The 14794-nt window shown below is 71.9% G+C and carries 13 protein-coding genes and 1 tRNA gene; 10 read left to right on the top strand and 4 right to left on the bottom strand.

Annotated features, from left to right (window positions below):
• Positions 1–6: 6 nt before the first annotated feature.
• Positions 7–780 carry a TetR/AcrR family transcriptional regulator gene (locus tag IE305_RS17845; protein WP_190130603.1) on the bottom strand — a complete coding sequence of 258 codons (774 nt, stop codon included), beginning with the start codon at positions 778–780 and terminating at the stop codon, positions 7–9.
• A 34-nt stretch (positions 781–814) separates the two neighbouring features.
• Positions 815–1750 (bottom strand): AurF N-oxygenase family protein, encoded by a 936-nt coding sequence (locus IE305_RS17840; protein ID WP_190130602.1) that lies wholly within the window; start codon positions 1748–1750, stop codon positions 815–817.
• A 251-nt stretch (positions 1751–2001) separates the two neighbouring features.
• On the opposite strand from IE305_RS17840, the gene IE305_RS17835 reads away from it, so the two are divergent.
• Together IE305_RS17835 and IE305_RS17830 are read left to right on the top strand one after the other, a co-directional pair.
• The gene (locus IE305_RS17835) at positions 2002–3108 is read left to right on the top strand and encodes a ferritin-like domain-containing protein (protein ID WP_190130601.1); all 1107 of its coding nucleotides are present in this window, start codon (positions 2002–2004) and stop codon (positions 3106–3108) included.
• Positions 3109–3257: 149 nt separating this feature from the next.
• Positions 3258–4088, top strand: coding sequence for a polysaccharide deacetylase family protein (locus IE305_RS17830; protein WP_190130600.1), 831 nt, complete (start codon positions 3258–3260; stop codon positions 4086–4088).
• A 10-nt stretch (positions 4089–4098) separates the two neighbouring features.
• Here the strand turns inward: IE305_RS17830 and IE305_RS17825 are convergent, their stop codons facing one another.
• Positions 4099–4968: a class I SAM-dependent methyltransferase gene (locus IE305_RS17825; RefSeq protein WP_190130599.1), complete on the bottom strand. Its 870-nt coding sequence runs from the start codon at positions 4966–4968 to the stop codon at positions 4099–4101.
• A 162-nt stretch (positions 4969–5130) separates the two neighbouring features.
• Here IE305_RS17825 and pdxR point away from each other — a divergent pair, with 162 nt between their 5' ends.
• On the top strand, positions 5131–6594 hold the full coding sequence (pdxR, locus tag IE305_RS17820; protein WP_190130598.1) for a MocR-like pyridoxine biosynthesis transcription factor PdxR: 1464 nt from the start codon (positions 5131–5133) through the stop codon (positions 6592–6594).
• Between the two features lie 167 nt (positions 6595–6761).
• Complete coding sequence (locus IE305_RS17815) at positions 6762–7517, top strand: metallophosphoesterase (protein WP_190130597.1); 756 nt, start codon at positions 6762–6764, stop codon at positions 7515–7517.
• 129 nt (positions 7518–7646) lie between these two features.
• Here the strand turns inward: IE305_RS17815 and IE305_RS17810 are convergent.
• A tRNA-Arg gene (locus IE305_RS17810) sits at positions 7647–7718 on the bottom strand.
• Positions 7719–7837: 119 nt separating this feature from the next.
• Between IE305_RS17810 and IE305_RS17805 the strand changes: the two genes are divergently transcribed.
• The 6 genes from IE305_RS17805 to thrB all read left to right on the top strand — a co-directional run bounded on the left by IE305_RS17805 (position 7838) and on the right by thrB (position 14394).
• Entirely contained in the window at positions 7838–8314 is a 477-nt protein-coding gene (locus tag IE305_RS17805) for a response regulator (protein WP_229891118.1), read from the top strand.
• 26 nt (positions 8315–8340) lie between these two features.
• Positions 8341–9156, top strand: a complete 816-nt coding sequence (gene nrtL / locus IE305_RS17800; protein WP_190130595.1) for an ArgS-related anticodon-binding protein NrtL — start codon at positions 8341–8343, stop codon at positions 9154–9156.
• Between the two features lie 20 nt (positions 9157–9176).
• The gene (lysA, locus tag IE305_RS17795; RefSeq protein ID WP_190130594.1) at positions 9177–10568 is read left to right on the top strand and encodes a diaminopimelate decarboxylase; all 1392 of its coding nucleotides are present in this window, start codon (positions 9177–9179) and stop codon (positions 10566–10568) included.
• 161 nt (positions 10569–10729) lie between these two features.
• The gene (locus IE305_RS17790) at positions 10730–12022 is read left to right on the top strand and encodes a homoserine dehydrogenase (RefSeq protein WP_190130593.1); all 1293 of its coding nucleotides are present in this window, start codon (positions 10730–10732) and stop codon (positions 12020–12022) included.
• A gap of 74 nt (positions 12023–12096) precedes the next feature.
• Positions 12097–13161, top strand: a complete 1065-nt coding sequence (thrC, locus tag IE305_RS17785) for a threonine synthase (RefSeq protein WP_190130592.1) — start codon at positions 12097–12099, stop codon at positions 13159–13161.
• A gap of 318 nt (positions 13162–13479) precedes the next feature.
• Positions 13480–14394: a homoserine kinase gene (gene thrB / locus IE305_RS17780; RefSeq protein WP_190130709.1), complete on the top strand. Its 915-nt coding sequence runs from the start codon at positions 13480–13482 to the stop codon at positions 14392–14394.
• The last annotated feature ends 400 nt before the right edge of the window (positions 14395–14794 follow it).

Below are 14794 nucleotides of genomic sequence, written 5' to 3'. Positions count from 1 at the left end.
GGGTCGTCAGGGCGCGGTGGAGGGCCGGGGCGGGGGTGGCGGCGGGAAGAGGTGCTGCGCGTCCGCCAGCAGCGGCGCCGCGCGGCGCGCCAGCGCGGCGGCCCGCCCGTCGGGCCGCTCCAGGGCGAGCGCGGCCCGGGCGACGCGCCCGGTCTGCGGGTCGCCGGCCGCCGTGGCCGTCAGCAGGGCCACGAAGTGGTCGACCAGCCAGTCCCGCAGCTCCTCGCGCGGCGGCCGCTCCGGCTCGTCCAGCCGGATGAGCGAGGCCGCCTCGACGGCCGCGATCCACGTGCGCACCATCATGCGCAGCCGCGGCCCGGGGTCCGGCACGGCCAGGTGCCGCAGGATCTGCGCGGCCGCGGCCCGCCGCACCCCGTCGACGATGGCGCAGGTGCGCGAGGTCTCCACGACGCTGCCGCCCTGCAGCAGCGCGGTGAACCCGGCGTCGTGGCCGTCGACGAACGCGAGGTAGCGGTCGAGGGCCGCGGCGAGCCGTACCGTCAGCGGGCCGGTCTCGGGCTCGGCGAAGCACAGCAGCAGGTCGTCGGCGGCGCTGCGCAGCGCCGCCTCGTACAGCTGCGGCTTCCCGCCGGGGAAGTACCGGTAGACCAGCGGCCGGGACACACCGGCGGCGGCCGCGACGTCGTCGAGGGAGACGTCCTCGGGGGCGCGGTGCGCGAACAGGCCCAGCGCCGTACTGATCAGCTGGGCGCGCCGTTCGGCCACGCCGAGCCTCCGATAGGCCCGCTCGGCACGGGCACCTGCGCCGGTGACGGTCATGCAGGCAGCGTAACGGGCACCGGTGCCCGCACCGTCAGGCCAGCAGCCCGGAGCTGCGCCACAGCCGGCGGCCGACGCCGCGCAGCATCCCCACGTCGTCGAGGAACTCCGTGAGCCGGCTCGCCCCGGCCCGCATCACCTCGCGGCGGTGGGCGCTGGCCCGTACCTGCGCGACGGCCGTGCGGCGGTCGAGCCCGACGGCCGTGTAGACGGCGGGGTTGACGAAGGCGACGGAGAAGACGCGGGCGGCCTCGCCGGCGCTCACCCGGGCCAGGTGCGTCTCCCAGCGCGGCGCGGTGAGCATCTGGCGCCGCAGCTCCTCGCGCGCGTACCGCACATGGCGCGCCTCCTCCACGACGTGGATGCGCGTGACGCCGCGGACGAGCGGCTGGACGCGCTCGTCGGGGAAGGTCAGGCGCTGCATGTGATCGAGGATCTCCTCGCCGAGGAGGGTGCACGCGAAGGAACCGGGCGTGGTGGAGACGGTCTTGAGCACGCGGGCGAGGTTGTGGTGCAGGCGGGAGACGGGGTAGGCGGGGGTGCCGGCGTGCCGGATCATGCGGGCGAACATCTTGGAGTGCCGGCACTCGTCGGCGATCTCGGTGAGCGCGTAGCGCACGTGCGCGCTGGTGACCGGCTTGTCGTAGATGTGCCGGACGAGCAGCTGCATGAGGATGATCTCGAACCAGATGCCGAGGGAGGCGAGCGACGCGGCCTCGTGCCGGGCGAGGTCCCTGCGCTGTTCCTCGGACATGCGGCGCCAGAGCGGGGTGTCGTAGAGGGAGACCAGCTCGGGCGGCCAGTACCAGGCGCCGGGGACGGGCGGGGCGTCCCAGTCGAGCTCGGTGTCGGGGTCGAAGGAGTGTCTGGAGGACGACTCGAGCAGCCGCTCGGCCAGGTGCTCGCGGTCCTTGAGGGGGCCGAGGGCGTCCTGGGTCCGGGGCGTGCGCCGGTCGGGCGCGGTGGTCATGACGGATCCCACCTCGGGGGGTCGGGGAATCTCCGGGGGGAACTCGGGGGGAACGCAGGTATGGCTCAAGGAAGTTACCCCGAGTTACTATTCTTATAAGACAATCTGTCAGTAAGACGAGTCAACCCCTGGGGTGGCATCCGGACTTGCCTCATTGACCGTGCGGCAAGAGACGTGTGAGCCTGCCCCACATCCGCCCGTGAGTGCCCCGATGCTCGGATCGGCAAGGGACAAAGGGACAGGAGGCGTCGATGACGACGCGCAAGCTGTACGCCCACGACCCCGGCGGCCCCGTCTGGGAGATCCCCGCCGCCGGCGCCGCGCGCTTCGGCTGGGAGTACGAGGACGGCCGCGAGCGGCTCCTCGCGCTCTACCAGAAGGGCAAGGACAAACAGTGGGACGCCGGCCGGCGGATCGACTGGGACCTCGAGGTCGACCCGTACGACCCGGTGGGGGTGCCGGACGAGAACCTGATGATCTACGGCACCCCCTACTGGACGAAGATGAGCGAGGCCGACAAGCGCGAACTGCGCCGCCGCTTCGCCTCCTGGCAGTTCAGCCAGTTCCTGCACGGCGAGCAGGGCGCGCTGGTGTGCGCGAGCCGCATCACGGAGTCCGTGCCGGACCTGGACGCGAAGTTCTACTCGGCCACGCAGGCGATGGACGAGGCACGGCACGTCGAGATCTACAGCCGCTTCCTGCACGAGAAGATCGGCATGCTGTACCCGATCAACCCGAGCCTGCAGTCGCTGCTGGACGACACGCTGCGCGACAGCCGCTGGGACATGCCGTACCTCGGCATGCAGGTGCTCATCGAGGGGCTGGCCCTGGCGGCGTTCGGGATGCTGCGCGATACGACGAACAGGCCGCTGCCGAAACAGATCCTGACGTACGTGATGCAGGACGAGGCGCGGCACGTCGCCTTCGGCCGAATGGCGTTGCGTGACTACTACAAGCAGCTGTCGGACGCCGAGCGGCGGGAGCGCGAGGAGTTCGTGGTCGAGGGCTGCTACCTGATGCGGGACCGGCTGCGCGGCACGGAGGTGCTGGCCGACTTCGGCATTCCGCAGGCGGAGGCGGAGGAGCTCAGCGAACGGTCGGAGTTCCTGCAGTTCTTCCGCAAGCTGCTGTTCAGCAGGATCGTTCCGTGTGTGAAGGACATCGGCCTGTGGGGGGAGGGGCTGCAGCGCGCCTATGTGGAGATGGGGGTGCTGGAACTGGGGGACTCGAGCCTCGACCAGCTGATGCGGCAGGACGAGGAGATCGCCGAGCAGCTGGACGCCGAGCGCTTCGCGGCGGAGGAGGCGGCACGGGCGGCGGAGGTGGCGGCGGCGATCGAGGCGGGGGCTGAGGACTGAGGGCTGGGGACACACACGTGATGGCGGAAAAACGGCCGTTCCGTCGCGATTCTGTGAGCGATGGCGCGTTGGGGAACGCACTGCGGTAGAGCGGCCGTCTACGCGGACAAGAAGCACGCAGGCACCACGCGTGAGGGGGTGGGGAAGCCATGGCTCGACTGACGGCCGGGCGGCGGCACGTGGTGATCGCCGCGGGGGGCGTCCTGGCGCTGGCCGGGGTGGTCTCGGGAACGGTGGCCGTGGCCACGGAGGGGTCCGACAACCCCAGGGAGATCAGCTCCCGTGGCCCGGCGCAGGACCCCAAGGGGAAACCTTCCGGCACACCGTCCGGCACAGCACCCGGCACCACGCCGGCGGCCACGCCGTCGGCTCCGGTCTCGCCGGAGATCTCGCACGAGACGGAGGCCGGCGGCCGCACCGTGGCCCTCACCATCGACGACGGCCCGCACCCGACCTGGACACCCAGGACGCTGGCGGTGCTGAGGGCGGCGGGCGTGAAGGCGACGTTCTGCATGATCGGCCCCCAGGCGAAGGCGTACCCGGACCTGGTGAAGAAGGTCGTCGCCGACGGCCACCGCCTGTGCGACCACTCGGTCGACCACAACACGGCCATGGACAAGCGCTCCGAGGACTACCAGAAGCAACAGGTCCTGGACGCCAAAACCATGATCGAACAAGCCGCCCCCGCCCACACCCCCATCCCCTACTACCGCGCCCCGGGCGGCGCCTTCACCCCGTACAGCCGCCAACTGGCCGCCGCCAACGGCATGCGCCCCCTGGGCTGGGACGTCGACACCCGCGACTGGCAACGCCCGGGCGTCGACCGCATCGTGGAAACAGTCAAACGCGAAGTGGCCAACGGCCCGGTCATCCTCTTCCACGACGGCGGCGGCGACCGCAGCCAGAGCGTGGAAGCCCTGGCCCGCTGCATCGCCTGGCTGAAACAACAGGGCTACGGCTTCTCGTTCCCGAAGGGGTGACCTTGGCCGGCTACACCTCGGCGAGGAGGATGTGTTCGGCCCTGGGCAGGCGCAGGCCGTCGTGACGATCGGCGAAGTACCGGGCGGCCAGGTCGTCGGGGGATATGTGCACGGCCTTCGTGAACCCCGCCTCCAGGGCCGCCTGCCGCATCTCGTCGGGCGAGTACAGGCTGATGAACGGGGTGCCCGAGGCGGCGGCGTTGCGCATCGAGAATTCCTGGACCCGCCGCTCGTCCGGGTCGAGCATGTCGAGCGGCAGCAGGAAGGTCGTGGCGAACACGGAGCCGGGTGCGAGCGCGGCGGCCTGGCGCAGCGTTGCGGTGTTGGCTTCGTGCGTGAGGTACATGCTGACGCCGGTCGACGCGACGACCGTCGGCTTCCGCGGGTCGAACCCGGCGGCGTTCAGCCGCTCCGGCCACGAGTCGCCGGCCTCGAAGTCGACGGGAACCAGGGTCAGCCAGGCCGGGACGCCGTAGCCGAGCTCGGCCAGGCGCTGCCGCTTCCACGCCTGCGTGCCCGGCTGGTCGACCTCGAAGACGCGGAGGCGGGAGGCGAGTTCGGGGCACCGCTGGGCGAAGGTGTCCAGGCCCGCACCGAGGATCACGTACTGTGCCAGGCCGGCGTCGGCGCGTTCGGCGACGAGGTCCTCGACGAAGCGGGCGCGGGCGACGATGGACGCGCGGACGCCGCTGATGCCCGGCATGGTCATGTCGCCGCGGTCACGCCAGCCCTGCCCGGGGTCGGCGAGCTCCAGCCCGATCTCGTCGTCGAGCACGTGGGGCGGGGCGTCGGCCTGGACGTGAAGGGCGCGCCACAGGGCGACGCGCACCGCGGTGTGGTCGGGTTCGTTCTGGCCGGAGAGACGCTGTCCGCCGGTCATGGTGGTGTCCTTCCCTGTTGTCGTTGCCGCCGGCACGTGAGGCTTCCGGAGTGACGGTCCGTCCGCCGGGGCCCTCGGCCTGCGCTCCCCCGATCCGGCCGCGCGGCCGGGCTTCGGCCTCGAATGTAGAAGGATGCCGGACCAGGAATAAGATCCAGTTGCATGTCGAATTCCTGGTCCGGTTCCCGGCTCGACCTGCACATCTCCTTCGACGCCGCAGGCGGGCGGCGCTCCGGCCTGGAGGCCGCGCTCCGGGAGGCGATCCACCAGGGACGCCTGCCCGCCGGATCGCTCCTGCCGTCCACCCGGGGGCTGGCCCAGGAACTCGGACTCTCGCGGGGCACCGTCACCGCCGCCTACGATCAACTGGTCGAGGAGGGCTATCTGACCACGCGCCCCGGGTCGGGCACCAAAGTGGCCGAGGTGCCGCAGCGCGCCCAGGCGGCCCCCGAGCGCCCCGCACCCGAGCCGGCGACTCCGCGCCACGACCTCCGCCCCGGGCTCCCCGACGTCACCGCCTTCCCCACCCGGGCCTGGCTCGCCTCCACCCGCCGTGTTCTCACCCGTGCGCGTCCCGAGGTCTTCGGCGCAGGGGATCCGCAGGGCCGGATCGAGCTGCGCAGGGCCCTCGCCGACTATCTGGGCCGCACGCGCGGCGTGATCACCACGCCCGACCGGATCGTGGTCACCTCCGGCCACTACCAAGGTCTGGGCCTGCTCAGCGGCGTACTGGCCGCGAGCGGCACCGGCACCGTGGCCGTGGAGGACCCGGGACACAACCTCTTTCGCGAAGTCGTCCAGCGCGCCGGGATCACCACCCTCCCCCTGCCCGTCGACTCCCACGGTGCCCGCATCGAGGCGCTCGCCCGGCACACGGAAGCCGTGCTCCTCACCCCCTCGCACCAGTACCCGACCGGCGTTCCCCTGCATCCGGGCCGCCGCCAGGCACTGTGCGCGTGGGCGCGCTCCACGGGCGGTCTGATCGTCGAGGACGACTACGACGGCGAGTACCGCTACGACCGCCAGCCCGTCGGAGCCCTCCAGGGTGTCGCTCCCGACCACGTCGTCTACTGCGGCACCGCGTCCAAGACCCTCGCCCCCGCTCTTCGCCTGGCCTGGATGGTCCTGCCGCCCCACCTGGTGCAACCCATGGTGCAGGCCAAGCAGCAAGCCGACCTGTACACCGAGACCCTGGGCCAGCTCGTCCTCGCGGACCTGGTCACGACTCACGCCTACGACCGCCACATCCGCGCCGCCCGCCTGCGCTATCGCCGCCGACGCGAACTCCTCCTAGGCCGGATAGCCGCCCACCCCGGTCTCACCGCCCATGGAGTGCCCGCCGGTCTGCACACGCTTGTCACCCTCCCCTCCGGCGGCCGCACCGAAGACGAGCTCCTGGCCAGTTGTGCCCACCACGGCGTCGCCCTGCGCGGTCTCACCGAACTCCATCACCACCCTGCCGACAGCCCGCAGGGCCTGCTGATCGGCTTCGCCGCCCCGTCCGAATCCGCCTACCCGGTCGCCCTCGACGCCTTGTTCACCGTTCTGGCTTCCGACGGCCGGCGCCGTACTCCGGTGGAGCCCGCGCGCAGGCCGGCCGACGCGGAGGTGCTGCACGGGCGGTGACAGCCAGGTCGAAACGCGGACCGGACCAATTCTTCGGCAGCAAAGTGGATCTTACGTGTGGTCCAGTCGCTCAATAGGCTCGCCGAAGCCATGGAGGGGAGTCGGGCCCGACCGCCTACCACCGCGCCCACTGCACCGGGCCAGCTTCGGAAGGACCAGGCGTAACCGTGATCGTGACAGCCCACCTCAGCGACCTCCACCTCGACGGACAGCAGCGCAGCACCGACCGCACGAGGGCGGTCGTCGACTACTTGAACGCCCTTCCCTACGACCTCGACGCCGTGGTGGTGACCGGTGACATCGCCGACCACGGACTGCCGGCCGAGTACGAGCTGGCCCGCCAACTGCTGGCGACCCGGCACCCGTTGCTGGTCTGCCCGGGAAACCACGACGAGCGCACCGCCTTCCGCCGGTTCCTGCTCGGGGAACCCGCCTCGACGGCACCGGTCAACCGGGTCCATCGCACGGCCGGGCTCACCATCGCCCTGTGCGACTCCTCGATACCGGGGAAGGACGAGGGGTTCATCGAGGACGACACCCTGCTCTGGCTGGAGGACGTGCTCGCCCGGACGCCGGGCGACATGCCCGTTCTCGTCGGCTTCCATCACCCGCCGGCCGTGCTGCACAGCCCCCACATCGACGGCCTACGGCAGTTCGGCCAGGAGCGGCTCGCCGCCCTGGTGGAGCACCATCCCAACATCGCCGCCCTCATCTGCGGACACGCCCACACCGCGGCGGCGACCACATTCGCCGGCAAGCCCCTGATCGTCGCCCCCGGTGTCGCCTCCACTCTCCGCCTCCCCTGGGAACACCCCGCCCACCCGGCGGACCACGTCCACCTCGACCAGCCCCCGGCGCTCGTCTTCCACGTCCTGGACGAGACGGGACGGCTGACGAGCCACTACCGCAACGTCGTCGCCTGAGCCCGGCCGCCTTCGCCGACGAGCGACGGACGACAACGACGAAGCCCCGGACTCAGTGGGACTGAGTCCGGGGCTTCGTCACTGGCACTTCAGCAGGTCATCGGCCCGATGCGACCGTTCTCCGCGAAGTGCCCCCGGCAGGATTCGAACCTGCGCACACGGCTCCGGAGGCCGTTGCTCTATCCCCTGAGCTACGGGGGCGTGTCGGCCGTTTCGCTGTGGTGCTCGCGGCGACGGGTAGAACATTACCAGCTCCTCCGGGGTGGCCGGGACCGGGTGATCGACTTTGGGGGGACGGGGTTGCCCGGTGGGGGGTGGAAGTGGGGAAAACCCGGACGCAGGGGCGGGGGCGCGCCTACGCTCGGGGTGTGCCTGGCTCGTCCGGCCGGGTCCTTGTTGTGGACGACAACAGGGTCATCCGGCAGCTGATCAGGGTCAATCTCGAGCTCGAGGGGTTCGAGGTGGTGACCGCGGCCGATGGTGCCGAGTGCCTGGACATCGTCCACCGGGTGCGGCCCGACGTGGTGACCCTCGATGTCGTCATGCCCAGGCTCGACGGGCTGCTCACCGCCGCCCGGCTGCGTGCCGATGCGCGGACGCGCGAGGTGCCCATCGTGATCATCAGCGCCTGTACCCAGCCGGAGCTCGACGGCGGGCGCGACGCCGGTGTCGACGCGTTCCTCGCCAAGCCCTTCGACCCCGCCGAGATGGTGCGTGTCGTACGGCGGTTGATGCGGCCCGACGAGCACCCCTCGATCGTCGTGTCCGGCGATCCGGGGACCGTCGTCCGGCCCTAGGAGTGATCTCCCCTAGGCTTGCTCCTGTGACCCCCGCCGATCTGTCCCGTACGGTCCTGGAGGCCGTACGTCGCGCCGTGGAGGACGACGAGCTCGCCGCCGTCGTGCCCGCGCGGGTCAGTGTGCGGGTGCCGCCCCGGCCCGGGTGCGGGGACTATGCCACCAATGTGGCCCTCAGCCTTGCCAAGGACGGTCCTCAGCCGGCGCTCGCCATTGCCGAAGTGCTGCGGCGGCGGCTACTTGCCGAGCCCGGCATCGAACGGGTCGACGTCGCCGGGCCCGGCTTCCTCAACATCCACCTGGCCGGTTCGCCCGCCGCCCGGGTCGTCGCCGAGGCCCTCGCCACCCCCGTCCCCTCCGGCCCGGTCTTCGAGCTCCGGCCCGACCCCGACCTCGTCGCCCGGCTCGGTGCCGACGCCGCCCGGTGGAGCCTCCTCTGCCCGCCCGGCCTCGACCGCGACCTCCTCCTCGTCCAGAGGGAGGTCAATCCGCTCTTCCTCGTCCGGTACGCCCATGCCCGGTGCCGGGCCCTCGTGCGGAATGGGGGGGAGGTGGGGGTCCTGCCCGTGGTGGGGGAGACCGGGGACGAAAACCCCCTCACCGCGCTGCTTGCCGATCATCCTCGGCTCGTCGCCGCCCGTTCCGCCCCCCGTCTCGCCCGGCACCTGGAGCGGGTCGCCGACGCCTTCCTCCGGTGGCAGGCCGGCTGTGCCGTGCTGCCCCGCGGGGACGAGAAACCCTCGGCCGTCCACCGCGCCCGCCTGGCCCTCGCCGAGGCCACGGGAACGGTGCTGGCCGACGGCCTGACCCAGCTCGGCATCACCGCACCCGCACATCTCTGAGATCCGAGGAGACCAGAGCCATGAGCCGCTCCGCCCACCCCGCCGGGCCCCGTTACGCCGACGTCCTGCCCGAGGGGCACTACTCCCCGCCGCCCGCCGACCTCAACGCCCTCGACCCGCGCGTCTGGGCCCGTACCGTCGGCCGTGACGAGCGCGGCGCCCTCACCGTGGGCGGCCTCGACGTCGCGACGCTCGCCGAGGAGTTCGGCACCCCCGCCTACTTCCTCGACGAGGACGATTTCCGGGCCCGGTGCCGCGCCTGGAAGGAGGCCTTCGGGGACGATGCCGATGTCTTCTACGCCGGGAAGGCTTTTCTTTCCCGCGCCGTCGTGCGCTGGCTGCACGAAGAAGGGCTGAATCTCGACGTCTGCTCCGGCGGCGAGCTCGCCACCGCCCTTTCCGCCGGCATGCCCGCCGCTCGTATCGCCCTGCACGGCAACAACAAGTCCACCGAGGAGATCACCCGTGCCGTCGAGGCCGGCGTCGGGCGCATCGTCGTCGACTCCTTCCAGGAGATCGTGCGGGTCGCCCACATCGCCGAGCGGCTCGGCAAGCGGCAGCCCGTGCAGATCCGGGTGACCGTGGGCGTCGAGGCGCACACCCACGAGTTCATCGCCACCGCCCACGAGGACCAGAAGTTCGGCATCCCGCTGGCCGGCGGGCAGGCCGCCGAGGCCGTGCGGCGCGCCCTCAAGCTGGACGGGCTGGAGCTGCTCGGTGTGCACTCGCACATCGGCTCGCAGATCTTCGACACCTCCGGCTTCGAGGTGGCCGCCCACCGCGTCGTCGGGCTGCTGCGGCAGGTCCGTGACGAGCACGGCGTCGAGCTGCCCGAGATCGACCTCGGCGGCGGCCTCGGTATCGCGTACACCTCCGACGACGACCCCCGCGAGCCGCGCGAGATCGCCACCGCGCTGCGCGAGATCGTCCACCGCGAGTGCGCCGCCGCCGGCCTGGCGGTGCCGCGCATCTCCGTCGAGCCCGGCCGCGCCATCGTCGGCCCCACCGCCTTCACGCTCTACGAGGTCGGCACCGTCAAGGAACTGCCCGGCCTGCGGACGTACGTCAGCGTCGACGGCGGCATGTCCGACAACATCCGTACGGCCCTCTACGACGCGCAGTACTCCGTCGCCCTGGCCTCCCGCACCTCCACCGCCGCGCCCATGCTCAGCCGGGTCGTCGGCAAGCACTGCGAGTCCGGCGACATCGTCGTGAAGGACGCCTTCCTGCCCGCCGACACCGCCCCCGGCGACCTGCTGGCCGTCCCGGCCACCGGCGCCTACTGCCGGTCCATGGCGAGCAACTACAACCACGCGCTGCGCCCGCCGGTCGTGGCCGTACGGGACGGGCAGGCGCGTGTCATCGTGCGGCGCGAGACGGAGGAGGATCTCTTCCGGCTCGACGTCGGGTGAGGGATCGGGTGAGGGGCCCGGTGCGGGGACGCAGGAAAATCCACGCTCCGGGCGTACGGATGCCGGACAAAGGTGGTCTCGGATGCTGGACCCGGGGGCGGGATCCCGCGGCCGGTGAGTGAGACTGGTACCTACCGAAAACGCAGGAGAATCGAGGTCGGATGATGCGTACGCGTCCGCTGAAAGTGGCGCTGCTGGGCTGTGGAGTGGTCGGCTCAGAGGTGGCGCGCATCATGACGACGCACGCGGACGACCTCGCGCAGCGCGTCGGTGCCCCCGTCGAGCTCGCCGGCATCGCCGTGCGCCGCCCGGACCGGGTGCGCGCCGGCGTGCCCGCCGGGCTCGTCACCACCGACGCCACCGCCCTCGTCAAACGCGGCGACATCGACGTCGTCGTCGAGGTCATCGGCGGCATCGAGCCGGCCCGCACCCTCATCACCACCGCCTTCGAGCACGGCGCGAGCGTCGTCTCGGCCAACAAGGCGCTGCTGGCCCAGGACGGTGCCGCGCTGCACGCCGCCGCGGAGCAGCACGGCACCGACCTCTACTACGAGGCCGCCGTCGCCGGCGCCATCCCGCTGATCAGGCCGCTGCGCGAGTCGCTCGCCGGCGACAAGGTCAACCGGGTGCTGGGCATCGTCAACGGCACCACCAACTTCATCCTCGACCGCATGGACTCCAGCGGCGCCGGCTACTCCGAGGCGCTCGACGAGGCCACCGCGCTCGGCTACGCCGAGGCCGACCCCACCGCCGACGTCGAGGGCTTCGACGCCGCCGCCAAGGCCGCGATCCTGGCGGGCATCGCCTTCCACACCCGGGTGCGGCTCGACGACGTGCATCGCGAGGGCATGACGGAGGTCACCGCCGCGGACTTCGCGTCCGCGAAGCAGATGGGCTGCACCATCAAGCTGCTCGCCATCTGCGAGCGCGCCGCCGACGGCCGTTCCGTCAGCGCCCGCGTGCACCCGGCGATGATCCCGCTCAGCCACCCGCTGGCCTCCGTGCGCGAGGCGTACAACGCGGTGTTCGTCGAGGCGGACGCCGCCGGCCAGCTGATGTTCTACGGGCCCGGCGCCGGCGGCTCGCCGACCGCCTCCGCCGTCCTCGGCGACCTCGTCGCCGTCTGCCGCAACAAGGTCGCGCAGGCCACCGGGCCGGGCGAGTCCGCCTACGCCCAGCTGCCCGTGAGCCCCATGGGCGACGTGGTCACCCGCTACCACATCAGCCTCGACGTGGCCGACAAGCCGGGCGTGCTCGCCCAGGTCGCCACGGTCTTCGCGGAGCACGACGTGTCCATCGACACCGTCCGCCAGCAGGGCAAGAGCGGTGAGGCCTCCCTCGTCGTCGTCACCCACCGCGCGCCCGACGCCGCCCTGTCGGCGACCGTGGCCGCCCTGCGCGGGCTCGACACGGTGCGCGACGTGGCGAGCATCATGCGCGTCGAGGGCGAGTGAGAGCATTGGCCCACAGTTCGAACGGCCGGCCGGGCCGGTCCGGCGCACCAGGCGAGTCAGGAGTGACCAGAGCAATGTCCACCCACCAGTGGCGCGGCATCATCGAGGAGTACCGTGACCGGCTCCCGGTCACCGACAGCACGCCGGTGGTGACGCTGCGCGAGGGCGGTACGCCCCTGGTGCCGGCCCAGGTGCTCTCCGAGCGCACCGGCTGCGAGGTGCACCTCAAGGTCGAGGGCGCCAACCCCACCGGGTCCTTCAAGGACCGCGGCATGACCATGGCCATCACCCGCGCGAAGGAAGAGGGAGCGCGGGCCGTCATCTGCGCCTCCACGGGCAACACCTCCGCCTCCGCCGCGGCGTACGCGGTGCGCGCCGGCATGGTCTGCGCCGTCCTCGTGCCGCAGGGCAAGATCGCGCTCGGCAAGATGGGCCAGGCGCTCGTCCACGGCGCCCGCATCCTCCAGGTCGACGGCAACTTCGACGACTGCCTCGACCTGGCCCGCGGCCTCGCCGACAACTACCCCGTCTCGCTGGTGAATTCGGTCAACCCGGTGCGCATCGAGGGGCAGAAGACCGCCGCCTTCGAGATCGTGGACGCACTGGGCGACGCGCCCGACATCCACGTCCTGCCGGTAGGCAACGCGGGCAACATCACCGCCTACTGGCGCGGGTACCGCGAGTACGCCGCCGACGGCATCGCCTCGCGCACGCCGCGGATGTGGGGCTTCCAGGCGTCGGGCGCCGCGCCGCTCGTGCGCGGCGAGCCGGTCAAGGACCCGCACACCATCGCGACCGCCATCCGCATCGGCAACCCGGCCTCGTGGCAGTACGCCGAGGAGGCGCGGGACGCGTCCGGCGGGCTCATCGACGAGGTGACGGACCGCCAGATCCTGGCCGCCTACCGGCTGTTGGCCGCGCAGGAGGGCGTGTTCGTCGAGCCGGCGTCGGCGGCGAGCGTCGCCGGCCTGCTGAAGGCCGCCGAGCTGGGCCTGGTCGACCGCGGCCAGCGGATCGTCTGCACGGTCACGGGGAACGGGCTCAAGGACCCCGACTGGGCCGTCGCGGGCGCGCCGCAGCCGGTCACGGTGCCGGTGGACGCGGCCGTTGCCGCGCGCCAGCTGGGCCTGCTGGGCTGACGGCCCCGCAGCCGCACGACCGAAAGCCGCACGACCGAACGCCGGACAGGCCCGGTGGCGACGACCGCCGGGCCCGGCCGCCGGGCCCTTCCAGCGAGCCGGATCATTGGGGCGCAAACCGGCAGAAGCACAGGTAGCGGTGCGACACGCATCGTGCGCCTCCTGTGCGCCCTATGTCGCCACAGAACCTTCCTTCGATAGGCTGTGCACACACCGCCCCGTCGCAGACCGTGCCGTCCCCACACGGCATCGCCGTCGCGACCCTTGCGGATGTCGCACGCCATCATCCACGGCCACACCAAGGAGAGTCATCGAGCGATGGCCGGTCCCGCGTTCCGCGCCGCCGCCGTCCGAGTGCGCACCCCCGCCACCAGCGCGAATCTCGGTCCCGGCTTCGACGCCCTCGGCCTGTCCCTGGGGCTCTACGACGACGTCGTGGTCCGGGTGGCGGAATCCGGGCTGCACATCGACATCGCCGGTGAGGGTGCCGACACCCTGCCGCGCGACGAGAGCCATCTCCTCGTACGGTCGCTCCGCACCACCTTCGACCTGCTCGGCGGCCAGCCGCGCGGCCTGGAGGTCGTGTGCGCCAACCGCATTCCGCACGGCCGGGGCCTCGGCTCGTCGTCGGCGGCCATCTGCGCGGGCATCGTCGCCGCGCGGGCGGTGACCATAGGCGGGGCCGAGAAGCTCGACGAGGCGGCCATGCTGGAGCTGGCCACCGAGATCGAGGGCCACCCCGACAACGTCGCCGCCTGCCTGCTCGGCGGGTTCACCGTCTCCTGGATGGAGGCGGGCGTGGCGCGGGCCGTGCGGATGGACCCTGCGGATTCCATCGTTCCGGTGGTCTTCGTGCCTGCGAAGCCCGTACTGACCGAGACCGCCCGCCGGCTGCTGCCGCGCACCGTCCCGCATGCGGACGCCGCGGCCAACGCCGGCCGGGCGGCCCTGCTCGTGGAGGCCCTGACCAGGCGTCCCGAGCTGCTGCTGCCGGCCACCGAGGACCGGCTCCACCAGGACTACCGCGCCCCGGCGATGCCGGAGAGCGTGGCCCTGGTCAACCGACTGCGGGAGGACGGCGTGCCCGCAGTCATCTCCGGCGCGGGCCCCACGGTGCTCGCGCTGGTCGAGGACGGTGCGGCCGACAAGGTCGCACGGCTGGCGGGCGAGGGATGGGCGGCCAACCGGCTGGCCCTCGACGCCGGGGGGACGAGCGTGCTGCCGCTCGCCTGACCAGTGCCGTCCGGGGACCCGGGCGCACGAAAAACGCGGTTGCCGGTCTTGGAGAGGGGGAATGTTTGTGGGATCCGGTAGTGTTAATCTCAAGTCTGCATCCGACGCCACTACGGCTCGGTGCTGTGTGTCCCGATCAGGGACCGCTTTTCTTCCGGGAGCCTCCCAAACTGCCTGAGCATCCGGCCTGAGCAGATTTCGAGCACGCTCCGGAATCGGCGTGGGCGACATGAGTGAAGCGTTATGTCGTGCCCTTCCCTCATTCATCACGCCGGACCAATGAACTGATTCTTCCGCCGTGTACCACCGGCGGACCACCGCCCCGGCCGGTCCCGAGACGAGGACCGCCGCCGGACAGCACAACCGGTCGCCGAGCCAGACAGGCCGACGCCCGCTCCAG

Origin of the sequence: Streptomyces mashuensis, assembly GCF_014654785.1 — a bacterium.
In the GTDB taxonomy this organism is placed as follows: Bacteria; Actinomycetota; Actinomycetes; order Streptomycetales; family Streptomycetaceae; genus Streptomyces; species Streptomyces mashuensis.
This window is presented reverse-complemented; position numbering and strand designations above follow the sequence as displayed.